Below are 24,384 nucleotides of genomic sequence, written 5' to 3' on the forward strand. Positions count from 1 at the left end.
GGAGGGCCTACCCATGAAAATTCCCCGTCACCGCACCTGGTTCGTCTTCGTGGCCGCGCTGGCCATCCTGCTCGTGCGCATGCTCACCGACACCGGAGGGCTCGCCAAGAGCGCCGCCTGGCTGATTGAGGTCTGCACGGGCATCGCGCTCGTGACGATCTGCCACGTGGCTCGGAAGGCCTACCTAGATTACGGCGCGCACACGGACATGCGCAAGCTGTTCGCCACGGCCGCGGGCACGCCCAACGGCGCTGGCCTGGCGCTGGTGGCGATCGCGATCTTCTTCCTCGGCTTCGCGCTGATCTTCAGCCCGCGCGCGGCCGCCGGCGAGCTCGAGCTGCAGCTGGCCGCGCAGCACCTGCCCGCCGTGAAGCGCGAGCTGCAGGCGCACTGGCCCGGCGCGCCGCGGCGGGAGTACGTGCCGGCACTGATCTCGCACGAGAGCGCCTGCCCGCGCCGCACCCAGTGCTGGAACGCGAAGGCGCGGCTGAAGAGCGCCAGGGAGGAGGGCGCAGGCCTCGGGCAGATCACCCGGACCTGGCGCAAGGACGGAACGCAGCGATTCGACAAGCTGCAGGAGCTGGTCGACCAGCACCCGCAGCTGCAGGGGTGGACGTGGTCCAACGTGTTCGAGCGCGCGGATCTGCAGGTGCGCGCTGTCGTGCTTCTGGCCCGCGGCGAGTTCGAACGGTTCGCGCCCGGCGCCGCGGACACGATGGAGGCGCTGGCCTTCGCGGACGCCGCGTACAACGGCGGCGCCGGCGGCGTGCGGCAGGAGATGCGCGCGTGCAAGCTCGCCCCGGACTGCGACCCTCGCCGATGGTTCGCGCACGTGGAGCGCTACTGCATGAAGAGCCAGGCCGCCATGTACGGGCAGCGCTCGGCCTGCGACATCAACCGGCACCACGTGCGCGACGTCTGGGCGCGGATGCCGCGGTACCGGGGCCTGATGTGATCCAGCTATCCCGGTTCCTGCGCAGCATGGAGGGAGGGCGCCTCGGCTACTTCTGCCAGGGCTGCGACATGCTGCACTCGGTGGCGATCGGCGAGGGCGCGGGACCTCGCTGGGGCTACAACGGTAATCCCGAGAAGCCGACCTTCACGCCGTCGGTGCGCGTGTCGTGGGACCAGATGAGCGCCGCCGGGCGCGAGCGCAACCGGCAGCACTATCTCGAGCACGGCCGCTACATGACCAACGAGGAACTGGCGTACGACGAGCACAAGGTTTGCCACACCTTCGTCCGCGACGGGATGGTGCAGTTCCTGCCGGACTGCACCCATGTATTGGCCGGCCAGACCGTTCCGCTGCCGGAGCTGCCGGCCGAGTGGAGGGACGAGTGAGCCCGTGGCCGCTCGTCGCCGCCGTGCTCGTTTTCGCCGCCGGCGCATGGTCGGGCCGCGAATGGGAGCTGGGGCAACAGGCGCAGCGCGACGTCGAGGCGCAGCTGGCGCGCCAGACCGACGCGCGCCAGCAGCGGCAGTTCAACGACCTGGTGGCCGGCCGTCACGCGGCGCGGCTCGAAGTTCTCAACGGAAAGCTGGGAGATGCCTATGCGCACATCGCTCGCCTCGATCGCGCTGCTTGTCTCGACGATCGGACTGTCCGCGTGCTCAACGACACAGGGGTGCCTGACAACCGCGGAGCCGCTGCCGGCGAACCTGCGCGTCCGGCCGAAGCCGCTTCGGCCGCTGGAGGCGGACTTCGTTGGGCCAGCAACATCAGCGTCGGAAATTACATCGCCTACTGCCGGACCGAATACGGGAAGGTGAGCAAGCAGCTGGACGAGATCCTCGACATCGAGGACCGGAGGCACCCGCCTCCGAAGTGATCATGGTTGGTAGCCATGAAGCGCGGCGGGTTGGGGTCGGTCCTGGCCCGTCTTCACGGCCTCCGCGGTGCGAGCTGCGGAGGCCCTTTTACTTTCGTGCCGCTGCCTTGGCTTGCTCGCAGATCTGCCTTGTTAGTCGTCGCTCGTCGCCGAGCGCGCTATCGGCCATCATCTTTTCGCACTCATCATCCACACGCTTCTCTCGCGCCAGCCGCTGCGCCTCTTCCTTGGGTATCAACGCTCCGATGAGCAGCAGGCCCAGGAATGCCAAGACAGGCACCCCGACAACCCATGCAATCCAGTTGGTCTTCCTCGGGGGCAGTGCGGCCTGCGGTTCGGCACTCGCCGGGCCCACCGTCGGTGCAGGCGCTCCTGGAGTTGGCTTCCAAGCAGTGCCCTCGAACATCGCCCCGCACCGTGCGCACGTTGTCGCGTCTGACATGACTCCCTTCTTGCAGTTTGGACAAGTCGCGTCCCAGTCTGGGTCAGGATGGCGGGTGATCTCGGTGGTCAGCGTGCGCGCCCTAGCTGGTGCTCCGCACGCGGGGCATGCAATTGCTGCATCGCTTATCTGTCGCCCGCATTCCCAGCAAGCAATGAGTGCCATCAGACGTTTCTCCTAATCTCGCTCGAATGTGTGTGCGCCTGCGTGGCCTCCTTGTCTCACGGCCAGCGCCTAGGCCAATAGCGCCAGCAACGCGCGCTGCTTCTCTTCTGGGAGGTCGCGGAAACGCTCGATCAACAGGCGATCCTCCGCTGTAAGTCCGCCCAACTGCGGCGCAGGCTCAGCCACTCGGTGCGAAGTGGAGAAGTCCGCGACCGTAAACGTTGACGCGAGTCGCATTGTGATCTCGGCCGTCAGGGTGCGATGGCCAACGAATGCGCTGCGCTGGAGGCTCGCGCGTAGTTCATCGGGCAACTTGAGCAGAACTCGTCCGGGGCGCTTTGCTCCGGACGCAGCGTCAAGTTCTTCAGCTGGGTCAGCTTGTTTCTTTGCAGGTTTCATGGGATCTCGCCTCGTCATTTTCAGAGGCAAATGGACGACTTGTCCGCCGGTGTTGCGTCCAACCGTCACAACGTATATGCTCGGCTATCCATGGATATCCACGGATATACCGACAATGAAACAAAAGCGTAAAAAAGTTCTTCTTTCAATCCCTGAAGCACTTCTTCGAAAAATCGATGCAGCTGCCAAAGCGCAAGAACGCGATCGCTCGTCCGAAGTTTCACTCCGATTGCAGGCGAGCCTCAAGGAGAAAAACCCTCTGAGGCTCGCGGCGTGATGAGAGCATCTCGCGCCCGTGCTCGAGCTAAAAGTGACCGACGTCTCGTCGAGTCACCAACATCGCCGAAGGCCGCAGTGGCAGTGAACCCGCTGCACGCCTTCCGCGATGTCGTCTACGCATTCGGAGTTCAGGAACTCGCGGCGGAGCTCGGCTATCGCGAGGGCACGCTCTACAACAAAGCCGACGCCGATGCGGAAAGCCATCACCAGCCGACGCTGCGGGACGTCATCAACGTTACGCGGGCCACGGGCGATACGCGAATCCTCGAAAGTCTCGACCGCCTTTTTGACCGAGCGGGTTTCGACCTGCCACCTCAAAGCGTTTGCAGTGACGAGCACCTCCTCGAAATTCTGTGCCGCGTCGGTAGCGAGAACGGGCAGTTGCATGAGGCTGTGCGTCGCGCGCTCGGCGCTCGGCGATTCACCGTCGACGATCTGCAAAAAGTAAGAGCGGAAGCCTTCGATCTCGTGAGCGAGGTCATGGCGTTTCTGGCGCGTCTGGAGTCGCTGCTCGATGACTGACCCGCGCCAGCTCCCCGTCACTCACCGCCAGCGCGGCGGCATCGTCTTTCGAGCCGCGCTCGTGTCCCTGTTCGGCCGCGAGTTCGTCGCGGCAGTGGAGAGGAGGCAAGCCGATGTCGAGCAACCCCCTGGACCCTCACCGGTCTCCGCAGCCGGAGCTGGATCTCGATCACGCCGACGCGCTCGAGCAGGAGATGCGCTCGCTCTTCGAGTCGCAGTGGAGCCGCTGGCACCCGAAGCCGTACGAGGAAGCGATGCAGGACCCGCTGACGCGCCGCCTCCTGTGCCTGGCGGTGCAGCACATGCCGCCGCCGCGCGCCTCGGGCCCGCGCTTCCTCAACGTCCCTAAGCGGGCCCGCCGCTGATGCGCCCGCTCTTCGTCAAAGAGAAATCGCTCACCGCCTCGGTGTTGGGCGCCCTCGCGGTTGCCGCCTTGATGTGCGCGGCGACCGTGGATCCCCGCGAAGCACATCGCCACAACGAACCGAGGATGAACGATGAAGAGGTACTTGACCGAGACCGAGCAACGCCAGCTGCTGCTCTCCGCGAAGCGCACGGCGGACCCGCTCGCGCAGCGCGACTACCACTGGATGGCGGCGCTGATCCTGACCGGCATGCGCATCCAGGAGTGGAGCCGGCTGACCTCCGCGCAGGTGCGCCTGGCCCTGCACAACGGCTGGCTCGTGAGCCTGAAGGAGCACTGCAAAGGCAAGCGGCACGCCAACGACTACCTGGTCACGCACCCGCTGCGCCAGCACCTGCAGGCGCTGCTCGCGCTCTCTGACGAATTGGCCGCCCACCTGGAGCTGTCGGACGGACAGATGCAGCCGCTCGTGTGGGGGCGCGATCGCAACGGCGTGGCCGGCGCGCTGTCGGTGCGCAGCTACGAGGCGCGGCTGAAGCAGTGGGCGACCGCCGCGGGCCTCGATGGCCGCATCAGCCCGCACTGGCTGCGCCACACGCGTGGCATGAACATCATGCGGCGCAGCCGCGGGAAGGACGCGCTGCGCGTGGCCAAGCTGGCGCTGAACCACCAGTCGCTGCGCTCCACGGGCATCTACACCCAGATGAGCCGCGAGGAGTACGAGAACGAGATCCGCATCGTCGACGGCGGCCGCGTGCCGCGGCGCTTCGCCCGGGCGATCGCGCTGTCGCAGGGAGCTGCGTGATGGCAACGCCGACCAGCGACCAGCTCGCCGCGCTCGTGCAGGTCTTCAACATGGCGGACGGTGGCGACCACGGCGGTGCGAAGGTCTGCCAGCGGTTTCTACTGAGCCTGTACAACGGCGCCCGATTCCCCTTCGGCCTCACCGATCTGCGCCGGCTCGACCTGGGCATGTTCGAAGCCTGCATGCGCGTGTTGCACATGGATTACGCGCCGCAGTGCGAGGTGCATGTGCAGCTGGCGATCGTGCTGCCCAAGCCGCAAGGGCTCATGAGCTTCATCTTCGAGCGGTGGGGGTTCGACCAGCGCCTGCGCGGGCGGTGCAAGAAGGCCGCCCTCGACGACATGCAACAGCACCTGCGCCAGGTCGCTGCCGCCCGGCGGGAAGCGGCGACGGCGGGTGCCGTGTGATGGCGATCGCGTCCATCGCGCGTGCCCAACGCGTGCCGCCGACCACCCCGGTGGCCACCAGGGTGCGGCTGCACGACGCCGGACAGGCGTTCACCGAGTGGGATCTCGATGCGCAGGGTGTCGTGCTGGCGTCTCGGCCGGCGCAGGCTGAGATCTGGCGCGGCGTGCGCGTGCGCAATCACAGGCAGCTGCGCTGCGGTGCCGTGCTGGAACTCACGCTGCACGACGGCCGGGCCCTCACGCTGATGTACCCGGCGGACATGGTGATGCGCCTGCCCGTGCCGCTGCCGCAGGGGGCTGGGTGATGGAACGGCCGATCCATCGCTGCAAAGGCTGCACGCGCACGTGCGTTCAGGGTCGTGCGTGCGAGTCGAGTGCGCAGGCCTCGCGCGCCGTGATCGTGCGCCTGGTGCGCGCGCTGGCCGGCCCCGCCGTACTGCGCCGCACGGTGCTGCACTGCGCGGCCGGGCTTTCCGGCGCCGTGGCCAGGGCCTGCAACTGGCTCGCCGTGCGCGCGCGCTTCGTCGAAAGCAGTGCCGACATGGAACTGCTGCGGATCGCGCAGCGCCAGCACGTCGAGCGCCATTCATCCTGAGGAGACGCGATGTCGAAGAACGCTTTCATCATGCTCAGGGCCGACCGCCTCGAGCACAGCCCTGTCAAGCAGGTCGCCGGCGCAGTGCAGCAGGAGACCCGGCTGTACGAGGAGGGGCGCTGCATCGCGGTGCTGCTCGTGACTTTCCCGCCGGGGAGCCCGGAGTACGAGCGCTGGTCCGCCGGCCGCACGCTCGATGGCATGACCGCGCCACGCGCGGACTCCATCGAGTCCGACGCGGCGCCGGCGCACACATGACACGCGGCATGCGCACGCTGCGGTCCAACGTGGTCGACCAGCTGATCGAGTCGGGCGGCTGGCTCACGTCGACCGAGCTGCAGGATCGCCTGAGCTGCAGCCAGGTTGCACTCGAGGATACGCTCGCCGACCTGGTCGTCGAGCGGAAGGTGGAGTTCTGGCAGAGCGTGGGATACCGGCTCGCCGGGACCACGTTGACGCGCCGCGCGGCGCAGCTGATGCGCGAGCGCGGCGTGCCGGCGGCCGCGATCGCGCAGCGGCTCGGGCGGGAGTTTCGCGTCGGCGTGTCCGAGACGGTTGTCGGCGAACGCGTGACGCACGAGGTGATGGTCGACGGCGTCGACTTTGCCGCGCTCGTGGATCGGATGTACGAGTTCGGCGTGGTGGCCGCGGAGAGTCTCGACTCGCCGTCGGGACCCGAGAGCCTGCAGCGCCTCGCGATCGTCGACGCCCTGAAGTCCGCGCCCGCCGGGCTGGGACCCCGCGAGATCGCCGCGGCGATCTCCGTGCCCGTGTGGGACGTGGGTCCGATGATGTCCGCGCTGACGGCTGCGCACCTGGTTCGGCGCACGTCGGATGGCAACTGGCACTACACCGGGGGTGCGAAGCCGCTGGCAGAGGCCGACACGGTGCTGTTCCTGGCCGTGCAGGAGGAAGCATGCCGAGCCTGAACTGCCGCCCGCAACAACTGGCGTGGGTCGCGGTGCCGCGCACGCCGCATAACCTGCGCTGGGGCCTGGACCAGATCGATGGCCACGTGGTGCGGACTGTGCGCCTGGTCGGCCCGGATGACCCCGTAAACGGGCCGTGCTGGGACGTCACGCCATCCCAGTGCGTGACGCTGGTCCGGCGCGTTGTGTCGCCGCTCGGCGAAGTCACGGCTACCGACGTGTACGAGTGCGTGGGCATTCCCGATGCTTGGCTGCGGCCGTTCGACGAAACCCCGGCGGCGGAGGCCGCGCCCCGCGCCGAGGAGCTCTCGACATGAAGCCGGCCAGCTCCGAGTACTGGAAGACGCGCTGCGCGGCCGCGGAGCGGGCCCTGCAGCTCGCGCGCCGGGCAGTGCGCCTGCACGAGCCGCGCCGCGAGGTGATCGCCGCGCTGGGCGAGCTGAAGGCCGGCGACTCGCTGGATACGGTGCAACTCGCGCAGCGGCTGAAGTGCAGCGTGTCGACGATGCTGGTGCAGCTGCAGCGCATGGAGGAGATCGGCTTGGTCGACCGGGCCGATCCCGACGAACGCGCCGCCACGGGCCGACGGCAGGGTCGGCCGCCGGCGCAATGGCGGCTGGGCTACCTGGTGCAGGGGGAGCCGGCCGAATGATGCTCGCGCTGCAGATCCTGGCCAGCGGCTTCGCGCTGCTCGGCACCTACCTCCTGCGCAAGCCCGGACCCGCGGCGCCGTGGGGCTTCGTGGCTTGGCTCGTGAGCAACCCCGCCGCCATGACGTTCATGGCGCTGCAGGGCAACTGGGTGTTCTTCGCCCAGCACCTGGTGTTTTTCATCCTGGCGGTCGACGGCACCTGGAACTGGCTGGTGGCGCCGCGGCTTTGCAACGACAACAACCGAGGACAACCATGAATGCGACTCTGACAGCGGCGCCGGCGCGCGCCTTCGACCCCTCCGGGCGGCCACCTGGCTGGATTGCCGAACAGACGGTGGCGTTTTTCAGTGCCAATCCGGACGAGATCCTGACCGCCGAGGACATCGCGGCGAAGTTCGGCGGTGCGCGCAGTGCGGCGCATACGTGCCTGGCGCAGGCGGTCGAAGCCGGCCAGGTGAAACGGGAGCGGGACAAGGAGGGCGTTTACGTCTACTCCCGCGGCGATGGTGCGCCTGCCGCGGCGAAGCGCGCGCACGTGGCCAGCTCCCTGTCCGTCCGGTCGGCGCGCGAGTTCACTCTTGCCGAGAAATCGCTGATCGCGAAGGTGCATGGCTTCATGCCGGCCCAGCAGCTGCTCGACATCCTGAACGATCGTCTGCGCAGCGATCTCGGGGATGACGCGCGGCCGTACACGATGGCGCAACTGCAGGAAATCGTCGACCGCGTCGCGCCGACGGCGCCGGCCGGTGGCCACGACTGGGCGAGCTTGCGCAAGCTCCTCGCGGTGGCGAAGCGCGACGGCGTGCTCGCCAAGGTCACGGGACAGGTGATCGACGACTTCGCCGTCGTGTGGGGGCTGAACGCACGCCAGGTCATGGCGCTGAAGGACACGCTGCTGTCCGACCGAGGAGACGAGCAATGACGAAGCGACCCGTCATCCGGCGCGACGAGATGCTCACGGCGGTGCTGGACCTGGGCGGCGGCCCGATCGACCTGGCCGACTACGCGACCACCGGCTTGGTGGGCGTGGCCGTAGGCCCGCGCGGCAGCGGCAAGACGAACGCGGGCCTGCTGATCGCCGAGCAGCTCGCGGATCAGGGCTGGGTGAGCGTGCTGGTGGATCCGGAGCTCGAGCTCGAGTCGCTGTACGGCGAGGCGATGTCGTCGCCGGGCGAGCTGCAGCGGTGCCTGCGAACGCGAGACCGGAAGATCCTCGTCGTCTGCGCGAAAGACGCCGAGGAGTTCGTCCCGTACGGCGAGGCCATCCTGGAGGCGGCGGACACGCACCGCCAGCCGATCTTCTGCATGATCGACGAGGGCCAGCTGTTCTCCGCGGTGAAGAAGCGCAAGGGCGAGATCGGCCGGGCCACGGACCTGATCAACGACTTCGTCGGCCGTGGCCGCAAGCGTGCGCTGGATCTTTTCATGACGGCGCTGCGGTACACGGGCACGGTGCATCGAGAGGTGTTCGCGAACAAGAACCTGACGCTGATCGGCGTTCAGGAGGATCCCACGGTGTGGTCCTCGCTCGCGCCGCAGTTCCGCGGCTCGAAGATCTCCTTCAGCGACGTGAACAGCCTGAGCCCGGGCGAGTTCTTCTGCTTCAGCCGGCAGGGCGTGGAGAAGGTGAAGATGCCCATGGCCGGCGCGCTGAGCAAGGTGGCGCGGCGCGCCCGGGCGCCGAAGCGAGTGCTGCCCGCGAACTTCAGCCAGTGGGCGCGCGCGATGTCGGCCATTCCGCTGCCACGCCTGCAGGCGCTGTCGGACGACGTCGTGAGCCTGATGGGCGCCGTGGCGGGCCTCACCCCGCAGCAGATGGTTGACGGCGCGAATGCGCTGCAGGACGAGCTGGGGCTGCGGACATGAGGCGCGCACCAGATAGGGCGCTTCAGCCCTGGGAGGAGTTCGTGGTGCGACACGGCGCGCGCGCCCAGGCGTACGAGCTGGCGCACGTGCTCGGACGCACCGTGAACGAGGTGCAGGTATTCCGCGGCCGGGGCGTGTGCGACGACGTGGAGAGAGGGAAGTCGTTTCCCGAGCTGTTCATGTTGTGGCACGGCCGTGCGCCGATCGACGCGGACTGGCCGGCCCATCGGGCGCAGTACCGGAACGGCTGCTACGAATGGCAAGAGAGGGAGCTCACCCTGCTGGTGAGCCTTGTCGGCAGGTCGAGCGTGCCCGAGATTGCGGCGCTGCTGACCGAGCGGCTGCGGAAGCTCACGGGTGATCCGGCCGCAGTGCGTTCGGTCAACACGGTTCGGATGCGCATCAACGGCGTGGGGATGCAGGCGGGCGACTTGGTCGGTGGTCTGACGGTGCAGGAAGCCGCGCAGGAGATCGATTCCATGGCAACGGTCTACAGCGCGATCGCCGCCGGCGAACTGCAGTCGCAGCGCGTTGGCCACCGGCTGGTGATTCCGCGCGCGGCGTGGACGGCGTTCAAGACCTCGCGCGCGTTGCCGCCGGCTGGCTTCGTGCCGCTGGCCAGCCTGCGCGAGCAACTGGGCATTCGAAGCGATGCGAAGCTCCCTGAGTTCGCGAAGTCCGGGCTCGTGCCCACGGCGGTGCTGTGCCGCCCCTTTGGCAGCGAGAACCGGAGCGGGCGCGGTAGTTGGTTCATCGCGCCCGACGTTGCCAAGAAACTCGTCGCCGATCGGCATGCGGGCAAGCCGATGCCCTGGCACGGCAAGCCGAACCTGCACAACCTGCAGGTGACTTGGCGGCTGCTGCAGGAGCGCGTGCATCCCGTGGAGTGCGAGACCTGCGCTGCGATCTGGGGCGCAGAAGGTCCGCCGACGTCGTTCGAGGACTATGCGAAGCGATACCCGCCGCTGGCCTTCGGCGCGAAGCGCCACCTCACGCGCGTCTTCACCCCGGGGCTGACGCTCGCAGCCGTGGCCAAGTTGGCAAAGCGCCCGCTGAGCGAAGTGCGGCGTGCAGTTGTCCAAGGCGCACTCAAGGCTCACGATTTCCGTGGAAGCCAGCACGTTACGCAAACCGATGCCACCCGGTGGATCACGCGCAAATGCCCGACCGGAGATGGTGGCCGGTCGTGGCTTTCGGTCGAAGCCGCGTGCAGGCAATACTGCTTCACCGCAACGGAGATGCAAGCGAAGATCCGCAGCGGAGAACTGAAGTCGAAGGTGGGCACCGACGGGGCGATGCGGGGCATCTGCTACGTCTTGCGTCAGCAGTGCGCGGAGCTGCGGGAGCGCGAAGGCTTCACCGAGCAGCAGGCCGCGAAGCGGCTGCGAATCTCGGTCCCGCGCCTGCAGCGGTTCCTGAAGGGCGTGGATTGGCGGCCGAGCCCGAAGATCCCGCTCGTGACACTGCAGGCTGTGCAGAAGCGCCTGGCCTCGCGTGAGGGCTTCGACCTGGCGGATGCCGCGCGCATCGTGCGCAAGCCGATCGAGTGGGTGGAAGCGCGCATTGCCGATGGCACCGTGCGCGTGGCTCGCGCGCCGTGGGACCGCCGGCGGAAGTACCTGACCAAGCCGCAGCTGGCGCGGCTTGAGGCGGCGCTGGAAGCGCCCGAGCCGCTGCCTCCGCCGCCCGCCGACAGCCTCACCCTCGACCAGGCAGCGCGCGAGTCGAAGGTGAGCCGGACAACCCTTATGCGATGGGTGGAGGCGGGAGAGCTCGAGCGGATCGAAACGAGCGGGGGCTGGCGGTATCCAAGGGCCGGGCTGCGAGCGCGGGCGACCGAGTATTGGCGCACCGCGCGCTTCGTTCGCCCGGTTGCGCCGACTTGGACCCAGCAGGGAGGACAGCACGCATGACGACACCGACTCGATACCCGCTGCAGTGGCCGATCGGCTGGAAGCGCACGGCGGGCCATCATCGCCAGGCCGCGAAGTTCGGTAAGTCCAGCTACGACAGCCGCGGGAAGATGGAACTCTCGATCTATGACGGCGTCATGCGTGTCCTGCGCGAGCTGGAGCGCATCGGAATCGGAGAGAACGACGTCGTGGTGAGCACGAACGTCGAGACCCGGCTCGACGGCCTGCCGCGCTCGGATCGCGCGGCGCCCGGCGATCCCGGCGTTGCCGTGTACTGGCGGACCAGGGCGAGGGAAGACCGCGTGATGGCGATCGACCGCTACGACCGAGTCGCCGACAACCTGGCGGCGATCGCCGCGACGCTGGAAGCCATGCGCGCAATCGAGCGACACGGCGGCGCGGCGATCTTGGACCGCGCCTTCACGGGCTTCACCGCGCTGCCGGCGCCGATCGTCGCGGGGATGAGGCGGCCGTGGCGCGAGGTGCTGGAATTCTTCGACTCCCCGCGCGCACTCACGACTGAGGATGTGCAGGTGCGCTACCGGCGCCTGGCGGCGCAGCACCATCCCGACCGCGGTGGCGACCCCGTCAAGATGGCCGAGCTCAACGCCGCGCGTGACGAAGCACTGGGTGAGGTGCTGCGATGAGCGAACAACGACGCACGACAGCCGCACCCAGCGTGGAGCACATCGTCGGTGCCGCCGTCCTGCAAAGCGGCAACGGGCACGCACAGCGTCTCGAAGCTGCGTATCTCGTCATTCGGCAGGCCGGGCTGATCACGAGCCGCAACGTCGCGAATGAGATCGGAGTCTCACAGCGCAGCGTCTTCCGCTACATCGATGACCTGCAGCGCGCCGGCGCGCCGATTGTCGGCGAGGGTCGTGAGGGCTTCCGCTGGTACGGCCGCGCCCGAGCCGCGCTGCCCGACGCCGCTCCGCTGCTGACCTTCTGCGCGCCTGAGGAATGGGGCGAGATTCTGGGGGAGCTCGAGCGCGCCGCCCCGCGCGGCGAGTCGCCGGACCTGGACGCGATGCAGTGCGCTGTGCTGCGCGACCTGATCCTCGAATTCCGCCGCGGCGGACTCCCGTGGCCTGACCTGAATCGCACCGGCGACGTGCTCGCCGCGTCGACCGAACCTTCGAAGGAAAACCGATGACGAAATTGCACCCTACGCAAGAGATGCTGAAGGCCGCTCGTGCCGAGATCGAGAGCGTGCTCAAGAAGCACGACATCGCTGGATTCGTGACCCTGCACGCGCCCGGGTGGGGCGAGACGTTCTGGAACATCTGGCCTTCGCACTCGTGCCTGATCGGCGACTTCCCTGCGATCCGGGTCAAGTCGAAGCTGGCGGACTACCTGGGCAACGTGCAGGTGCAGCGAGAGCACCAGCAGAACACTGCGGGCATGGTGTACACGCTGGGCACCTCGATGGCCGGCTGCGGGTTGCAGTTCCTGGAGCTCTCGACCATGCTCGACGCACATCTCGGTGCGGAACACACGGAGAAGGGCTTCACGCCGGATCCGAGCCGGTTCAACCCGGGAACGCACTGATGGCCGCGGAGAACGTCCCCACCGAAAAGCAGGTCGAGGTCAGTGACTGCGGATGCGCCGCCCCTCCGGGCACGGTCCGCGTCGGCTGGATCTGCAAAGACGACCTCGCGGAACTGCTCGAAGAGGGCAGCGCGGTCGTGTACGGAGAGCGCCAGGAATTCCGGCTGCTTCCCGATGTCGAGCAGGTCGAGATCTTCCTGCGTGCCGGCAATGCGAGCGCCTCTACGGCGGCGCCGGAAGGCTACCAGGCCGTATCGGTGAAGGCGCTGGTCCAGCTCGCATGGCTGCTCGATACCGAGTGGCAGGCGGACAAGCTTCCCGAGGTGATGGAGCGGGCCCGCGCGAAGCTGCGTGCGATGCGCGCAATTGGGGGCGGCGGCGGTGGGGAGATGCCCTGTGCCTGAGGAGCACTTCACCATTCGCGAGGCGCGCGAGGGCCAATGGATCGTGCTGGAACTGTGGGGCGGCTTGGACCTGCGCAACCCACGCGTAGGACTGGCGACGGGCGACCTCATCGACATCTATGACGACGACGAGCGGGACGAGGCGCGCATCCACTGCAAAGCGCTGAACCACGACTTGAGTACCGACCTGTGGGCCTGGGTGCGTGAGTTGCCGGCTGGCGCAGGCCTGCCCGAGACGGGAGAGTGCTGCAGCGAAATGCCGTGCATGGTGAACCGCACCGCCAAGCGGCGAGCTAAGACGGCCCAGGCCGCGATCGCCGGTGCTTCCGTCCCGGGCGGGGAGGGGGCCTCGTGAGGAGAACGCTCCAGACCCATGAGTGCGCGGCGAGCGGCTGTCAGCACGTCATCAGCATGGCCCTGCTCATGTGCGTCGACCACTGGCGCATGGTGCCGGCGGCGCTGCGGCGCGAGGTGGTGGCTTCGAACATGGCGCGCGTCGCCGGCGAGCCTGGCGCGACGGCATTGCACAGGGATGCGGTGACGAGGGCGGTGGCGGCGGTCAAGGAAAAGCAGGAGCGCAAGGCCCAGACAGGGTCGAGCGGGAGTTTGTTCAACGGCTAGTGCGTTGGCCCGCACGCGGCCGGCGTGCAGACAGCTATCACCAGAAATAGCGGTACTACATGGCAACAGCAAAAGAACCCGGCGCCGGCGGAGACGAGGCGACCGGCGCAGCAGCGGAAGATCACGTGCTCGTCGACGCGATCGTCGCGCGCTGCGCAGCGGCCGCGCAGCAGGACGACAACGCGCTGTTCGACTTCCTTGTCGGCGAGCGCAAGATCGAAAAAAAGGCAGTGGAGCGCGCCGTGGACCGCGGCTCGCTCAGCCTGAGCACCTGGCACCACGCGGAGATCGCGCCAGGTGCGATCGGCTACGGCGGCCCCGCCGCGGCCTTCATCGTGCGCGACCAGACGCACCGTCGTGCCGTCGCGGTGGACATGCACTACATCGAGCCGGCCACCAACGGCGGGCAGAAGATCTGCGTGAAGGGCGAGCGCACGGGTTACCCGTGGTGCAGCGACTGGCAGAAGTTCGAGAACGCCAGGACCGTGTACGTGGTGGCCAGCGGCATCGATGCGCTGTCGATCGAGAGCTGTGTGCTGCCGGGCTCGGCGGTGGTGGCCACCCGCGGGTTGGCCAACGTCGCACGGATCGACTGGAGCTTCATGCGCGGGAAGTCCGTGGTGGCCTGTTTCAGCAACGATCCGCCGGCGGAGAAGGGGCCGGACTTCGGCTACAGCGCTGGCGCGCGCGCGGGGTGGCGGCTGCACGAGATCCTGACCGCACTGGACACCAGCTGCATGCACGTCGACCAGGCGGCGTGGTACGAGGATCAGGAGAGAAAGAAGCCGATCCGCGACGTGAATGCGTTCCTGCAGCTGCGTGGCCACCTGGACTTGGCCGTGGCGCTGCGCGCGCTCGAGGAGTGGGTGGTCCCTGGCCTGCCGGCGGAAGGCAAGCGCGAGGGGAAGTCAAGGCTGTACCTTCCCTCCCACGATTGGTTCGCGTACCGCCGGTACCGGGTGCAGCCCGACTTCACGCGCACGCTGGACAAGCAGGTGAAGGACGAGGACACGGGCACCATGCGCTGGACGTACAACGACACGTGCGGCTTCAGGATCGCAGCGATCAGTCGCGTGCAGATCGCGAGCGCGACGTCCACCATGACGGGCGACAAGGATCTTTCGCCAACGACGGTTTTCTCGATCTCGGTGCAGACCGCCCGGCACGGCGCGCGCCTGCTGCGCCGTGTTGTCGACGACGAGAAGCTGCATAACCTCGACGGCTGGAAGAAAGTGGGTCCGGTGTTCGCGCCGGCGGCATTCTCGCGCCTGGTCAACGTGTGGGAGCGGGCGGCGGACATCGGGGCGCGTGAGGCGGTGAACTTCGTAGGCATTGCCTGGCGCGATGGCCGGCCGATCGTGAACGAGGGGCCGGACTGCTTCTTTCAGGATCCGCGGCAGCAGTGCCCGTATCACTCGCTGACGTTTCCGTCGGGGACACCCGAGCAGGGGCGCGCGGTGATTCGCGAGTACCAGAAGACTTTCAAGCAGAACGCCGCTGCGATCCCGCTGGTGTGGGCCCTCGGCGGCCATCTGAAAGCGTTCCTCGGCTTCTGGCCGCACTTTGTGATGCAGGCGGAGAAGGGCTCGGGGAAGTCGACGTTGATCAAGCGCATGGAGCGGTCGCTGGCGTTCACGATGTTCTCGCGGCAGAGCATGGGCAGCGAGTTTCGCATGCTGACCTCGATCAGCTACACGAGCCACCCCGTGGGCTGGGAGGAGATCTCCGCGGGCAAGCAGGAGCTGATCGACAAGGCCGTGGCGCAGCTGCAGGAAAGCTACCAGCACAGCCACACGCGACGCGGGTCGGAGATGACCGAGTTCCTGCTATGCGCGCCCGTGCTGCTTGCCGGCGAGGACGTTCCGGTCGAGGGGCTGACGGGCAAGCTGGTGCGGTGCCAGCTCACTCGCACGAAGCGCGGGCCGCTGATGGACCAGAAGCTCCCGGTGTTCCCGGTGCGGCAGTGGCTGCAGTACCTAGCCAGCCTGTCGAAGGACACCGTGCTGGAGATGCACGCACAGCTGCTGCAGCACTTCCAGGCCAACTGCGTGGCCGCGTCGGACACCGGCGCCGAGCGCATGGTGACGAACTACGCGGCGCTCGGTCTGGCGTGGCGGCTGCTCTGCGATTTCACCGGTTGTCCCGAGGGTTCGTACGACCTTATGGACAGCCTGGTCGAGGAGATGAACACGCACATCACCGAGAGCACGAGTGAGCGGCAGCCGTGGGCGCTGATTGTCGACAAGATGCTGTCGGAGATCGCGAGCAACCAGTTCCGCTTCCCCTTCAAGTTCGACACCGAGGACGGTGCCGAGGTGCTCTGCGTGCGCACCAATCACGTGATGGCGCATCTGAGCTCGTCGAACAACCTGCGGCCCTTCTGGGACCGCATGACGATCAAGAGCGACAGGGCGCTGAAGGAGCAGCTGAAGTCCGCCGGCGTGCTGCTCATGGAGCGCGGCGCGCCGAACAAGCCGATGCACGTGGAGCGCACCGTTCAGGGCCAGCGGGTGAGCCACATGGTGGCGTTGAATCTCAAGCAGCTCGCGCACTATGGGCTGCACGCCACGATCCCCGTCGAGAAGCCGATCGGCGGGACGGGAGGCACGTCGACGTCGAAGGTGCTGTCGGCGGCCGCCACGGCGGACTGACGCATGGCCATCCCGCAGTCGTTCCTCGACGGGCTGCTCTCGCGCGTCGACATCGTCGACGTTGTTGGCCAGCACGTCGAGCTCAAGAAGGGCGGCACGAACCACGCCGGCCTGTGCCCCTTCCATGGCGAGAAGTCCCCGTCGTTCACGGTGACCGCGTCGAAGCAGTTCTATCACTGCTTCGGATGCGGGAAGAACGGCAACGCGATCGGCTTCCTCATGGACTTCGCCGGAATGAACTTCGTGGACGCGGTGAAGGACCTGGCACATCGCTGTGGCCTGCAGATGCCGGATGATCGTGCGACGCCGGCGGATCGAGAGCGGGCGGCTGCCGTCCGGGAGAAGCAGGTGGCGCTGACAGAGGTGCTCGAGCGCGCGGCGGCGGCGTATCGCACGCAGCTGCGCAGCGCGCAGCCCGCGATCGACTACCTCCGCGGCCGCGGGATCTCGGGCGAGGCGGCGCGGCGCTTCGGCCTGGGATTCGCGCCGCCAGGCTGGCGCAACCTGGCCAGCGTGTTCCCGGAGTACGACAGCCCCCTGCTCGGCGAGTGCGGGCTGGTGATCGTGAGCGAGGAAGACGGGAGGCGCTACGACCGGTTCCGCGATCGCGTGATGTTCCCGATCCGCAACGTGCGCGGCGAGTGCGTCGGGTTCGGCGGCCGCGTGATGGGCGACGAGAAGCCGAAGTACCTGAATTCGCCCGAGACGGCGGTCTTCAGCAAGGGGCGCGAGCTGTATGGACTGTTCGAAGCGCGCGAGGCCATCCAGGCCGCGGGCTTCGTGCTTGTCACCGAAGGCTACATGGACGTGGTCGCGCTGGCGCAGCTGGGTTTCGCCAACGCCGTGGCCACGCTCGGCACGGCCTGCACGGCTGAACACGTGCAGAAGCTTTTCCGCAGCACGGACAACGTCGTCTTCAGCTTCGACGGCGATGCGGCGGGGCAGCGCGCGGCACGCAAGGCGATGGAGGGCGCGCTGCCGTTCGCCACCGACGTGCGCAGCGTTCGCTTCCTGTTCCTGCCGGCGGAGCACGATCCCGACAGCTTCATCCGGGCGCACGGCGCTGACGCCTTCGGCGATCGCGTCAAGGGCGCGACGCCTCTGTCCCGATTCCTCGTCGACGTCGCCGGCGAAGGCTGCGACCTGGCCACCGCCGAAGGGCGGGCCCGGCTCGCCGCGGCGGCGAAGCCGTTGTGGTCGCAGCTTCCGGCCGGCGCGCTGAAGCACCAGCTGCTCGCGGAGATCGGGCGCCTGGTCGGGCTTGGCGCGCGCGAGATCTTGGCGCTGTGGGGCGTCCCTCTGCAGGCGCCAGGCGCGGCGCCGGCGCGACCGCGTGGCGCGGGCTTGAGCGCCCCGCCGGTGGCCGGCAGCGGCACGTCGCCGGCCGAAACGCGGCTCGCCAGGCTCCTGCAGGTGCTCCTCGTGGACTCGGCGGCATGGGAATCCCTCAGCCACGACGATCAGGGCCTCCTGTGCGGGCAGGCTGGCCCGTACGGCGCGCTCTTCACGTGGCTGGACTCTCAGGTACAAGACCAGGGCGCACGGCCTTGGAGCGCGGTCGCCGAGGCCCTGCGTGGCCACGAGCACGAAGCCTTGGCCCTCCTGCAGGTCGAGCGCGGCGCCGGCCTCGATTGCGACCCCGACGAGCTCGAGGCGCTGCTCGCCGGCGTGCGTCGCAGCCGCGTTGCATAAGCGATGGCGCTGGCCGCCTCAGATCCCCCGGACCCCCTCATGACCATTCGCACGCGCCACCAGGTGCAGGGCGGCTCCGCGACCGCGCGGCGCTCGCACCATCGATTCCATCCGCGCATCAATCTGCCCGTCCTCCCCCGCACCCCCACGCGAAGGTTTGGAGGCCCGGTCGCCAGGTGGGAGGGGTGGGTCGTGGACCGATTGAGCCAATTTATCGGCAAAGGGAGGCAGGGAGTGCGGGAGAATCCCGTGGATCGAGCCCACTGTCACCATGCTGATCGAGGTTCGACTAAGCGAATCGGCCGATTCGCAAGATTCCAGCTTCCACGGGTTCGGTGGTTCCTTCCACGGGTTGGGCAATTTTTTCCATGTGTCGTTTTTCGAGGTGTCGCCCCTTCTTCTTCATTCTTCTTTGAAATTTCAGAGGAAAGAGAGGAGAAAAGGGTCGATCGACGCCGAGCAAGGCGATCCACGGGTTCGAATTCGCGCGAAAATTTGTATCCACGGGTTCAGCTCTGCGGTCACGGGTTTTCCGTGGCTCAAAAAATGAGCAATTCCCAATGCCGACGCGGACTTGCGGCCTATCGGGGGTGCGATCCACGTGTCCACGGGTCGAATGCCCCTGGGTACCCTGCGTCGGACCAGGCAGGAGGTGGCCGTGGGTGACAAGCACTGGACGGACGACGCCGCGATTGATGCGTGGCTAGAGTTCATTCGGATCAACAAGAACCGGAGCAAGCGAACCGTCGAGGCCTACGCCATGGCGCTACGCAAGCTGCGCGAGTTCCTGGCCGAGGACGGCATTGCGCTGCTCGATGCGGACCACGAGCGCCTGGAGGTGTTCACCGGGGTGTTCCTTCACAAGCAGGGCGTCGTCGCGCGCAGCCGGGTGCCCTACATCAGCGCAGTACGTGGGTTCTTCGCCTGGGCATCGGGGAAGAAGGCTGCGATCGTGAAGGGCAACCCGGCCACGGGCCTCGAGCACCCGCGCTACATCCCGCCGCTGCCCCGGGCACTGTCGCTCTCGAACGCGGAGAAGCTGATGTGGGCGCCGGACATGAACACCTTCATCGGGATCCGGGACGCGGCGATGCTTGCCATCCTGGTCGGGTGCGGCCCGCGCGTGTCGGGCGTGACCCGTCTCAACGACAGCGACCTGCAGGCGACGCAACTCGGAGGAGAGGTGAGGCTCGCGATCCGCTTCACCGAGAAGGGCGGCCGCACCCGGTTGATCCCGATGCCGAAGGAAGCGGAGATGCTGGTTCGCGTCTACCTCGGTCATGAGGACTTGAAGGCGATCGACCGCGAGATCCTCGTCAAGGAGGCGGGGAACACTAGGCGCGACCACGTGCTGTTCGTGTCGACCAGGAACACCAAGCTGCAGCCGCACGAGCACCGCGGCGAGAAGCGCCGCCTGACGCGCAAGGCAATACACGACATGGTGCAGCGATATGGCCACCGTGTCGGCGTGCCGGCAGAGCAGCTGCACCCGCATGCGTTCCGCCACCTGTTTGGCACCGAGCTGACCGAGGAGGATGTGAGCCTGGCCAGCACGGCGGAGCTCATGGGCCACGTCGACGTGAAGTCCACCCAGGTCTACATCCACCTGGCGCAGCGCCGCAAGGCAGCCACGATCGACCGAGCCGCACCCCTGGCCAAGATCCGGACGCCGGTGAGCGAACTGCTCAAGCGCCTGCCGCCCGGATAGCCGGGTCCACCCCCTGACCACCACGACGAGAGCCATCCATGCGCGTCCTCACAACACGGGTACACAAATCCAGGAGGGTGACCCTCCGACGAAGCTACACACGGCGTCGCTGCGTGATCTCGTGCGTTTCCCAAAGCTGTAACAGGAACGGCCAAAGTCGGAACGGGGTCCGCTGCGCACTCTGGCAAAAGGCGCAGTCGTCGGGGCAGCTCTCAGGGGGAGCGATGGGGGTCCGCGATGCATGAAAGTCGCAGCAGCTGGCAGGCGCAAGCAGAGATCGACGGGCTCGAGCAGGCACCTGGGCAGGGGGTGGGGGCTCGGCGGTCAGGGGGCCATCGCCGCCGGAGGGGGGGCGGGTACCTGAACGAACGCACTTCCTCGGATGTCTGGGAGGTGGCCAAAATCCGCGAGCTCGAAGTCATGGGCATGCCGGGCGTGTGGATCGACGTCGCGCGCGCGATCGGGTACGAGAGCTTCATGACGATGTGGCGCATCCTGGACCGGTCGCTCGTGCTTCGCTCGGAGAGCGAATCCATGATCGAGGTCAAGCTGCGCCGGCTGTCGTCGTTCCACCGCTTCCAGCGAAACCGGTTCATCGAGTGCCTGGTGACGATGGGCTTCGACGACAAAGCGATTCAGGAGATGGTCGCTCGGCAGCTTGGTGAGACGCTGAGCCTCTCTCACATATTTCGGCTAGCCGGTCGCCGTAAAGTGGGCCAGCGATGAAGCGTGCCGTCATCTACGCCCGTGTCAGCAAGCAGCGCGAGGAGAGCGTCTCGATCGAGGCGCAGATCCAGCAATGCACGGCGCGTGCCCACCAGCTGGGCGCCGACGTCGTGAAGGTGTTCCTCGACGAGGGCATCAGCGGGCGCGAGACGCGCAACCGCAGTGCGTTCCAGCGCGCCAAGGCCTTTTGCGAGGCGACCAACGTCGACTTCTTCGTGACCTGGTCGACGTCGCGCTTCGCGCGCAACATGTTGGACCTGTTCCGCAGCGGCGAGGAGCTGAAGGAGATCGGCACGAAGCTCGAATGCCTGAACGCGGACATCGATGACGAGACCGACGCCGGCTTCGTCAACAAGGCGATCCACGGGCTGATGGACGAGATGTATTCCCGCCAGGTCGCACGCGACACCCTGCGCTCGCAGAAGGTGGCGGCCGCCGCGGGCTACTTCACCGGCGGCGGGGTGCCGTTCGGGTACTGCACGGTGAAGGATGGGGCAAGGGCCCGGCTGGCGATCGCCGACGAGGAGGCGGTGGTGGTGCGCAGGATCTTTGCGCTGTGCCTGGCCGGCAGCGGCAGCCAAGCGATCGCGCTCGCGCTCAACGAGGCCGGGCAGCTTCGCCGCGGTAGCCGCTGGACGAAGAACGGCGTGAACTACCTGCTGAAAAACGAGGTGTACACGGGCGTGAGGATCTTCAACAAGACACATAGGCGCACGCGTAAGACGAAGCCGCCCGAACAATGGGTGAAGGTGGCCAGCCATCCCGCGCTCGTACGCGATGGCGAATTCGAAAGGGCTCAAGCGATGATGGAAGAACGCATTCCCCACCACGAGCATGGCGGCGGCCACCGGAGCATGTTCGTGTTCACGGGCCTGATCCACTGCGGAATTTGCAGCGGCAGACTGCAAATCCGGACTGGGAACGGCAATGGCGGCCTTTACAGCTACTACGCGTGCCTGGCGCACAAGTCGGGTGCGCCGCGTTGCCACTTCCGGGCGATGCGTGCCGACGTCTTCGACGACTGGTTGCTGGACCAGATCCTGAAGCACGTGCTGACGCCGGCGGCGATGCGTGAGGCGCTCGAGGACCTGGCCAGCGCGAGCGAGGAATGGGTGCAGGAGCGAGAAACGCGACGCGCCCAGCTGGTGGCGGGCATCCGGGACGTGGAAGGGCGCCAGGAGCGGCTTTTCGACCTGCTCGAGCGTGGCGGGCGCGACACGCCCGACCTTCCCGTGGTCACCCGCCGGCTGCGTGAACGCGAGGCGGAACTGCAGCAGCTGCAGGCCGAGCTGGTGGCGCTCGAAGCTGCGCCGATGCCGGCACGGCGCCGGAACATCGAGCCCGGGATCGCCGCCGAGGTGATGGGCGAAGTCGTGCTACGGGCTGACGTGAAAAAAAAGCGCGCCTTTCTGGGTGCGCTTCTCGAGCGGGTGACCGTGAACGCCGATGGCGTCACGGTCGACTATCGCCCGGAGGCCCTGCTGGATGCAGGCTCCGGGACCTCGGTTCGCAGTACGTGTAGGTGGCTCCCCGACCTGGGCTCGAACCAGGGACCTACGGATTAACAGTCCGGCGCTCTACCGACTGAGCTATCGGGGAACAAGCCTTCGATTATAGCGTCATTTTTTCGGTGCTCCTCAGAGCGCCGCCGTGAACGTGATCCGGGCCGTGCGCGGGGCGCCGGGATACAGGTAGACATGGCCGAACTGGTACGGCGACTCGCGCCAGTACCGGCGGTCGAGCAGGTTGTCGATGCCCAGGGTCCAGCTCGTCTGCACGCCGCCCCACTTGCGCTCGTAGCGCAGCGCCGCGTCGACGCGCGTCCACGAGGGCAGGGTGATCGAGCCGTCCGGCAGCACGGAGCGCGAGCCCTCGTGCGACGCACGCCCCTCGAGCTCCAGGCCCGGAACCGACGAGAAGCGATACGCGACGTTCGCTCGCAGGGCGAGCTCCGGCACGTTCGCGGCCGACCGGCCGTTGTTCGCCGGCTCCAGCACGCTGCCCTCGCGCTTCGCATCCAGCCACATCAGCCCGCCGCCGAGGCGCCACGGCCCTTGCGTCCACTGCGCATTCGCATCGATGCCGCGATGCACGGCCTGGCCATCGTACTGGCCGACGCACGGCGTGATGAAGAGACGCGTACACGCATCGATGTTCGACATCGGCCGTGTGACGTGGAACAGCGCGACCTGCCAGTCGAATGCCTCGCGTCCGCCTTTCACGCCCAGCTCCCACTGCTTCGACTTCAGCGCAGGCAATGCGACGCCCGCATTGGTGTACTGCAGCGCACGATTGGGCACGACCTGCGACTCGACGCCTTGACCATAGCTCGCATATGCAGTCGTCGCGTCCGCGAGCCGATAGCTGAGCGCGGCCCACGGCGTGGTCAGGGACTGGCCGTAGGACGTGCGCCGCGTGTTGTCCGTCGCGACGCTGTCGCGATCCAGCCGCGTGTGGCGCACGCCGAGCCACAGCGTGGTGCGCGGATCGAAGCGGATGGCATCGCTCACGGAAAACTCCAGCGAGCGCTCGTCCCGATTCGTGCTCGCGCCCGTGATCGCAGGCGATGGCGGCGTGAACGCCGTGCCCTGCACATTGCCGACGCCGGCGTAGTTGAACGCCTCGCCCTGGAAGCGGTTGCGCACGCGGCTCGCGAGCAGGCCGAACGACAGGTCGTGCGTGACGCCGCCGGTGGCGAGCTTGCCTTGCAGATGGAGCGACGCCGCATCCTGCCGGCGCTTTTCGTTCTCGCTGCGGAAGTCGTAGAGGTCGAACTTGCCGTCCGAGCAATAGCGGTCGAACGCGCCTTCCGCGCTGCAGCCGAAGGGGAAGGCGAGACGGTCGTTCGTCTTCAGTCGCTGCGAGCCGAGCTGCGCCCACCAGCGCCAGTCGGTATTGATCGCCTGCTCGTAGCGCAAGGTGCCCGTGAGCGCGTCGAATTCATTGGGCAGCGACCACGGCTGGTTGTTCAGGTTCAGGCGCGGGTCGGGGACGCGGGGCACGGCGCTGCCGAGCAGGCTGAAGCCCGGCACGCTGGGCTGCGTCTTGCGGCTCCATTCAAATTCGGCCTGCACGACCGAGTCGCGGCTCACACGCCAGTCGCCCGCGGCCGCGACGAGGCTGCGCTCGCCGTCGAGATTGCGAACGCGTGGCCGCAGCTGCTCGTGCGCGACGTTCAGCCGCAGGCCGAAAGCGCGGTCGGCGCCGAAGCGGCCGCCGATGTCCGCGGCGCCGAGCAGGCTCGCGCGCTGCGTGGCTTCGAGCCGGACTTCGCGGATGTCGTTCTGCGTCGGCCGCTTCACCACGTAGTTGACGAGCCCGCCCGGCGCGCTGGTGCCGGCCTGGATGCCGCTCGTGCCCTTGAGGAACTCGACGCGCTCCTTGTTCTCGATCGGGATCGAGGTCTCGGCACTGATCGGCAGGCCCTCGCGCCGGTAGTTGAAGCGCTGGTCCAGCGTGAAGCCGCGAATGCTCATCTGGTCCCAGTAGCCCGGCGAGTTGTACGCGTCGGCGATGGCGGGGTCGAGGACGGTCAGGTCGGCCAGGCGACGCGCCCCCATGGCTTCGATCTGCCGACGGTCCACGACCGTCGCGGAGACGGGAACCTCGCGCAGAGGGAAGTCGCCGAAGCCCGTGACGTCGGCCACGGGCGCGGCGCGCTCGGTGACCGTGACCGGCTTCAGTGTGGTCTGCGCGTGCAGCGCAGGGAATGTCGCGAGCAGGGCGACGGCGAGACAGGAGGGCTTGAATGGCGCCACGGACTTCTTCCTTCAAAGTCATGGCAGGAAGGCGTGCTACTCGGCGAACAGCTTGCTTCCCTGCGCGAGGATTACCTCAATCAGGTTCAAAGGGACTTTCTCAGTC

The 24,384-nt window shown here is 67.5% G+C and carries 33 protein-coding genes, 1 tRNA gene and 1 pseudogene; 30 read left to right on the plus strand and 5 right to left on the minus strand.

The annotated features are described in order from the left end of the window. Positions 1–13 precede the first annotated feature (13 nt). From AB7E83_RS14855 to AB7E83_RS14865, 3 genes are read left to right on the plus strand one after another with little or no spacing between them, the layout of a single operon-like run. The gene (locus AB7E83_RS14855; RefSeq protein ID WP_428570743.1) at positions 14–955 is read left to right on the plus strand and encodes a hypothetical protein; all 942 of its coding nucleotides are present in this window, start codon (positions 14–16) and stop codon (positions 953–955) included. Beyond that, on the plus strand, positions 952–1,341 hold the full coding sequence (locus AB7E83_RS14860) for a DUF6527 family protein (protein WP_428570745.1): 390 nt from the start codon (positions 952–954) through the stop codon (positions 1,339–1,341). Before AB7E83_RS14855 ends, AB7E83_RS14860 begins: the two co-directional genes overlap by 4 nt. After that, positions 1,338–1,829 (plus strand): hypothetical protein, encoded by a 492-nt coding sequence (locus AB7E83_RS14865; RefSeq protein ID WP_428570746.1) that lies wholly within the window; start codon positions 1,338–1,340, stop codon positions 1,827–1,829. Before AB7E83_RS14860 ends, AB7E83_RS14865 begins: the two co-directional genes overlap by 4 nt. An 88-nt stretch (positions 1,830–1,917) precedes the next feature. On the opposite strand, the gene AB7E83_RS14870 is transcribed toward AB7E83_RS14865, so the two are convergent. The 3 genes and pseudogenes from AB7E83_RS14870 to AB7E83_RS14880 all read right to left on the minus strand — a co-directional run bounded on the left by AB7E83_RS14870 (position 1,918) and on the right by AB7E83_RS14880 (position 2,835). Further along, positions 1,918–2,100: a hypothetical protein gene (locus tag AB7E83_RS14870; protein WP_428570864.1), complete on the minus strand. Its 183-nt coding sequence runs from the start codon at positions 2,098–2,100 to the stop codon at positions 1,918–1,920. Between the two features lie 150 nt (positions 2,101–2,250). Then, positions 2,251–2,436: pseudogene (locus AB7E83_RS14875) on the minus strand (double zinc ribbon domain-containing protein); the annotation flags it as partial. A gap of 69 nt (positions 2,437–2,505) precedes the next feature. Continuing rightward, on the minus strand, positions 2,506–2,835 hold the full coding sequence (locus AB7E83_RS14880; protein ID WP_428570748.1) for a hypothetical protein: 330 nt from the start codon (positions 2,833–2,835) through the stop codon (positions 2,506–2,508). A gap of 115 nt (positions 2,836–2,950) precedes the next feature. On the opposite strand from AB7E83_RS14880, the gene AB7E83_RS14885 reads away from it, so the two are divergent. From AB7E83_RS14885 to AB7E83_RS15015, 27 genes are all read left to right on the plus strand, one after another. Continuing rightward, a complete protein-coding gene (locus AB7E83_RS14885; RefSeq protein WP_428570750.1) occupies positions 2,951–3,112 on the plus strand; it encodes a hypothetical protein in 162 nt (53 codons plus the stop codon). A gap of 83 nt (positions 3,113–3,195) precedes the next feature. Next, positions 3,196–3,636, plus strand: a complete 441-nt coding sequence (locus tag AB7E83_RS14890; RefSeq protein WP_428570751.1) for a phage regulatory CII family protein — start codon at positions 3,196–3,198, stop codon at positions 3,634–3,636. A 113-nt stretch (positions 3,637–3,749) separates the two neighbouring features. After that, positions 3,750–4,001 (plus strand): hypothetical protein, encoded by a 252-nt coding sequence (locus AB7E83_RS14895; protein ID WP_428570753.1) that lies wholly within the window; start codon positions 3,750–3,752, stop codon positions 3,999–4,001. 132 nt (positions 4,002–4,133) lie between these two features. Further along, entirely contained in the window at positions 4,134–4,805 is a 672-nt protein-coding gene (locus tag AB7E83_RS14900) for a tyrosine-type recombinase/integrase (RefSeq protein ID WP_428570755.1), read from the plus strand. Beyond that, a complete protein-coding gene (locus AB7E83_RS14905) occupies positions 4,805–5,212 on the plus strand; it encodes a DUF7673 family protein (protein ID WP_428570757.1) in 408 nt (135 codons plus the stop codon). The genes AB7E83_RS14900 and AB7E83_RS14905 overlap by 1 nt, the downstream gene beginning before the upstream one ends. Positions 5,213–5,262: 50 nt before the next feature. Continuing rightward, positions 5,263–5,517 carry a hypothetical protein gene (locus tag AB7E83_RS14910; RefSeq protein ID WP_428570758.1) on the plus strand — a complete coding sequence of 85 codons (255 nt, stop codon included), beginning with the start codon at positions 5,263–5,265 and terminating at the stop codon, positions 5,515–5,517. Further along, positions 5,517–5,807: a hypothetical protein gene (locus AB7E83_RS14915; protein WP_428570760.1), complete on the plus strand. Its 291-nt coding sequence runs from the start codon at positions 5,517–5,519 to the stop codon at positions 5,805–5,807. The genes AB7E83_RS14910 and AB7E83_RS14915 overlap by 1 nt, the downstream gene beginning before the upstream one ends. 9 nt (positions 5,808–5,816) lie before the next feature. Then, entirely contained in the window at positions 5,817–6,065 is a 249-nt protein-coding gene (locus AB7E83_RS14920; protein ID WP_428570762.1) for a hypothetical protein, read from the plus strand. Then, entirely contained in the window at positions 6,062–6,736 is a 675-nt protein-coding gene (locus AB7E83_RS14925) for a hypothetical protein (protein WP_428570764.1), read from the plus strand. Before AB7E83_RS14920 ends, AB7E83_RS14925 begins: the two co-directional genes overlap by 4 nt. After that, positions 6,724–7,053, plus strand: a complete 330-nt coding sequence (locus tag AB7E83_RS14930) for a hypothetical protein (protein WP_428570765.1) — start codon at positions 6,724–6,726, stop codon at positions 7,051–7,053. The genes AB7E83_RS14925 and AB7E83_RS14930 overlap by 13 nt, the downstream gene beginning before the upstream one ends. After that, entirely contained in the window at positions 7,050–7,388 is a 339-nt protein-coding gene (locus AB7E83_RS14935; protein ID WP_428570767.1) for a hypothetical protein, read from the plus strand. The genes AB7E83_RS14930 and AB7E83_RS14935 overlap by 4 nt, the downstream gene beginning before the upstream one ends. Next, complete coding sequence (locus AB7E83_RS14940; RefSeq protein ID WP_428570769.1) at positions 7,385–7,645, plus strand: hypothetical protein; 261 nt, start codon at positions 7,385–7,387, stop codon at positions 7,643–7,645. Before AB7E83_RS14935 ends, AB7E83_RS14940 begins: the two co-directional genes overlap by 4 nt. Further along, positions 7,642–8,310, plus strand: a complete 669-nt coding sequence (locus tag AB7E83_RS14945; protein ID WP_428570771.1) for a hypothetical protein — start codon at positions 7,642–7,644, stop codon at positions 8,308–8,310. The genes AB7E83_RS14940 and AB7E83_RS14945 overlap by 4 nt, the downstream gene beginning before the upstream one ends. Then, a complete protein-coding gene (locus AB7E83_RS14950) occupies positions 8,307–9,254 on the plus strand; it encodes a hypothetical protein (RefSeq protein WP_428570772.1) in 948 nt (315 codons plus the stop codon). Before AB7E83_RS14945 ends, AB7E83_RS14950 begins: the two co-directional genes overlap by 4 nt. Before the next feature lie 44 nt (positions 9,255–9,298). Then, positions 9,299–11,167, plus strand: a complete 1,869-nt coding sequence (locus AB7E83_RS14955) for a helix-turn-helix domain-containing protein (RefSeq protein ID WP_428570774.1) — start codon at positions 9,299–9,301, stop codon at positions 11,165–11,167. Then, positions 11,164–11,814: a hypothetical protein gene (locus AB7E83_RS14960; protein WP_428570776.1), complete on the plus strand. Its 651-nt coding sequence runs from the start codon at positions 11,164–11,166 to the stop codon at positions 11,812–11,814. The genes AB7E83_RS14955 and AB7E83_RS14960 overlap by 4 nt, the downstream gene beginning before the upstream one ends. Beyond that, complete coding sequence (locus AB7E83_RS14965) at positions 11,811–12,323, plus strand: HTH domain-containing protein (RefSeq protein ID WP_428570778.1); 513 nt, start codon at positions 11,811–11,813, stop codon at positions 12,321–12,323. Before AB7E83_RS14960 ends, AB7E83_RS14965 begins: the two co-directional genes overlap by 4 nt. Continuing rightward, positions 12,320–12,718, plus strand: coding sequence for a hypothetical protein (locus AB7E83_RS14970; protein WP_428570779.1), 399 nt, complete (start codon positions 12,320–12,322; stop codon positions 12,716–12,718). The genes AB7E83_RS14965 and AB7E83_RS14970 overlap by 4 nt, the downstream gene beginning before the upstream one ends. Next, positions 12,718–13,122, plus strand: coding sequence for a hypothetical protein (locus tag AB7E83_RS14975; RefSeq protein WP_428570781.1), 405 nt, complete (start codon positions 12,718–12,720; stop codon positions 13,120–13,122). The genes AB7E83_RS14970 and AB7E83_RS14975 overlap by 1 nt, the downstream gene beginning before the upstream one ends. Further along, positions 13,115–13,477 carry a hypothetical protein gene (locus tag AB7E83_RS14980; protein WP_428570783.1) on the plus strand — a complete coding sequence of 121 codons (363 nt, stop codon included), beginning with the start codon at positions 13,115–13,117 and terminating at the stop codon, positions 13,475–13,477. Before AB7E83_RS14975 ends, AB7E83_RS14980 begins: the two co-directional genes overlap by 8 nt. 56 nt (positions 13,478–13,533) lie before the next feature. Next, positions 13,534–13,743 carry a hypothetical protein gene (locus tag AB7E83_RS14985; RefSeq protein WP_428570785.1) on the plus strand — a complete coding sequence of 70 codons (210 nt, stop codon included), beginning with the start codon at positions 13,534–13,536 and terminating at the stop codon, positions 13,741–13,743. Positions 13,744–13,802: 59 nt separating this feature from the next. Then, a complete protein-coding gene (locus tag AB7E83_RS14990; protein ID WP_428570787.1) occupies positions 13,803–16,394 on the plus strand; it encodes a toprim domain-containing protein in 2,592 nt (863 codons plus the stop codon). A 3-nt stretch (positions 16,395–16,397) separates the two neighbouring features. Next, positions 16,398–18,086: a DNA primase gene (gene dnaG / locus AB7E83_RS14995; RefSeq protein ID WP_428570789.1), complete on the plus strand. Its 1,689-nt coding sequence runs from the start codon at positions 16,398–16,400 to the stop codon at positions 18,084–18,086. Between the two features lie 271 nt (positions 18,087–18,357). Continuing rightward, on the plus strand, positions 18,358–18,636 hold the full coding sequence (locus AB7E83_RS15000) for a hypothetical protein (protein ID WP_428570791.1): 279 nt from the start codon (positions 18,358–18,360) through the stop codon (positions 18,634–18,636). A 66-nt stretch (positions 18,637–18,702) separates the two neighbouring features. Further along, complete coding sequence (locus AB7E83_RS15005; protein WP_428570793.1) at positions 18,703–19,794, plus strand: tyrosine-type recombinase/integrase; 1,092 nt, start codon at positions 18,703–18,705, stop codon at positions 19,792–19,794. 393 nt (positions 19,795–20,187) lie between these two features. Further along, a complete protein-coding gene (locus AB7E83_RS15010) occupies positions 20,188–20,520 on the plus strand; it encodes a hypothetical protein (RefSeq protein WP_428570795.1) in 333 nt (110 codons plus the stop codon). After that, on the plus strand, positions 20,517–22,085 hold the full coding sequence (locus tag AB7E83_RS15015) for a recombinase family protein (protein ID WP_428570862.1): 1,569 nt from the start codon (positions 20,517–20,519) through the stop codon (positions 22,083–22,085). Before AB7E83_RS15010 ends, AB7E83_RS15015 begins: the two co-directional genes overlap by 4 nt. On the opposite strand, the gene AB7E83_RS15020 is transcribed toward AB7E83_RS15015, so the two are convergent. Together AB7E83_RS15020 and AB7E83_RS15025 are read right to left on the minus strand one after the other, a co-directional pair. Further along, positions 22,044–22,119: transfer RNA gene (locus tag AB7E83_RS15020), tRNA-Asn, on the minus strand. The two genes, AB7E83_RS15015 and AB7E83_RS15020, sit on opposite strands and share 42 nt — an antisense overlap. Before the next feature lie 38 nt (positions 22,120–22,157). Beyond that, a complete protein-coding gene (locus tag AB7E83_RS15025; RefSeq protein WP_428570797.1) occupies positions 22,158–24,278 on the minus strand; it encodes a TonB-dependent siderophore receptor in 2,121 nt (706 codons plus the stop codon). Positions 24,279–24,384: the final 106 nt, after the last annotated feature.

Source organism: Ramlibacter sp. (genome assembly GCF_050250995.1).
Taxonomy (GTDB): domain Bacteria; phylum Pseudomonadota; class Gammaproteobacteria; order Burkholderiales; family Burkholderiaceae_C; genus Ramlibacter.

What these genes read in the sequence shown, in the direction of transcription:
- AB7E83_RS14985 (WP_428570785.1), top strand. Translation starts at nt 13,534, where the DNA reads ATGGCCCTGCTCATGTGCGTCGACCACTGGCGCATGGTGCCGGCGGCG.
- AB7E83_RS14880 (WP_428570748.1), bottom strand. Translation starts at nt 2,835, where the DNA reads ATGAAACCTGCAAAGAAACAAGCTGACCCAGCTGAAGAACTTGACGCT.
- AB7E83_RS14990 (WP_428570787.1), top strand. Translation starts at nt 13,803, where the DNA reads ATGGCAACAGCAAAAGAACCCGGCGCCGGCGGAGACGAGGCGACCGGC.
- AB7E83_RS14950 (WP_428570772.1), top strand. Translation starts at nt 8,307, where the DNA reads ATGACGAAGCGACCCGTCATCCGGCGCGACGAGATGCTCACGGCGGTG.
- AB7E83_RS14855 (WP_428570743.1), top strand. Translation starts at nt 14, where the DNA reads ATGAAAATTCCCCGTCACCGCACCTGGTTCGTCTTCGTGGCCGCGCTG.
- dnaG (WP_428570789.1), top strand. Translation starts at nt 16,398, where the DNA reads ATGGCCATCCCGCAGTCGTTCCTCGACGGGCTGCTCTCGCGCGTCGAC.
- AB7E83_RS14920 (WP_428570762.1), top strand. Translation starts at nt 5,817, where the DNA reads ATGTCGAAGAACGCTTTCATCATGCTCAGGGCCGACCGCCTCGAGCAC.
- AB7E83_RS14940 (WP_428570769.1), top strand. Translation starts at nt 7,385, where the DNA reads ATGATGCTCGCGCTGCAGATCCTGGCCAGCGGCTTCGCGCTGCTCGGC.
- AB7E83_RS14965 (WP_428570778.1), top strand. Translation starts at nt 11,811, where the DNA reads ATGAGCGAACAACGACGCACGACAGCCGCACCCAGCGTGGAGCACATC.
- AB7E83_RS15005 (WP_428570793.1), top strand. Translation starts at nt 18,703, where the DNA reads ATGCCCCTGGGTACCCTGCGTCGGACCAGGCAGGAGGTGGCCGTGGGT.
- AB7E83_RS14945 (WP_428570771.1), top strand. Translation starts at nt 7,642, where the DNA reads ATGAATGCGACTCTGACAGCGGCGCCGGCGCGCGCCTTCGACCCCTCC.
- AB7E83_RS14895 (WP_428570753.1), top strand. Translation starts at nt 3,750, where the DNA reads ATGTCGAGCAACCCCCTGGACCCTCACCGGTCTCCGCAGCCGGAGCTG.
- AB7E83_RS14885 (WP_428570750.1), top strand. Translation starts at nt 2,951, where the DNA reads ATGAAACAAAAGCGTAAAAAAGTTCTTCTTTCAATCCCTGAAGCACTT.
- AB7E83_RS14915 (WP_428570760.1), top strand. Translation starts at nt 5,517, where the DNA reads ATGGAACGGCCGATCCATCGCTGCAAAGGCTGCACGCGCACGTGCGTT.
- AB7E83_RS14900 (WP_428570755.1), top strand. Translation starts at nt 4,134, where the DNA reads ATGAAGAGGTACTTGACCGAGACCGAGCAACGCCAGCTGCTGCTCTCC.
- AB7E83_RS15000 (WP_428570791.1), top strand. Translation starts at nt 18,358, where the DNA reads ATGCTGATCGAGGTTCGACTAAGCGAATCGGCCGATTCGCAAGATTCC.
- AB7E83_RS14905 (WP_428570757.1), top strand. Translation starts at nt 4,805, where the DNA reads ATGGCAACGCCGACCAGCGACCAGCTCGCCGCGCTCGTGCAGGTCTTC.
- AB7E83_RS14925 (WP_428570764.1), top strand. Translation starts at nt 6,062, where the DNA reads ATGACACGCGGCATGCGCACGCTGCGGTCCAACGTGGTCGACCAGCTG.
- AB7E83_RS14935 (WP_428570767.1), top strand. Translation starts at nt 7,050, where the DNA reads ATGAAGCCGGCCAGCTCCGAGTACTGGAAGACGCGCTGCGCGGCCGCG.
- AB7E83_RS15015 (WP_428570862.1), top strand. Translation starts at nt 20,517, where the DNA reads ATGAAGCGTGCCGTCATCTACGCCCGTGTCAGCAAGCAGCGCGAGGAG.
- AB7E83_RS14975 (WP_428570781.1), top strand. Translation starts at nt 12,718, where the DNA reads ATGGCCGCGGAGAACGTCCCCACCGAAAAGCAGGTCGAGGTCAGTGAC.
- AB7E83_RS14970 (WP_428570779.1), top strand. Translation starts at nt 12,320, where the DNA reads ATGACGAAATTGCACCCTACGCAAGAGATGCTGAAGGCCGCTCGTGCC.
- AB7E83_RS14960 (WP_428570776.1), top strand. Translation starts at nt 11,164, where the DNA reads ATGACGACACCGACTCGATACCCGCTGCAGTGGCCGATCGGCTGGAAG.
- AB7E83_RS14930 (WP_428570765.1), top strand. Translation starts at nt 6,724, where the DNA reads ATGCCGAGCCTGAACTGCCGCCCGCAACAACTGGCGTGGGTCGCGGTG.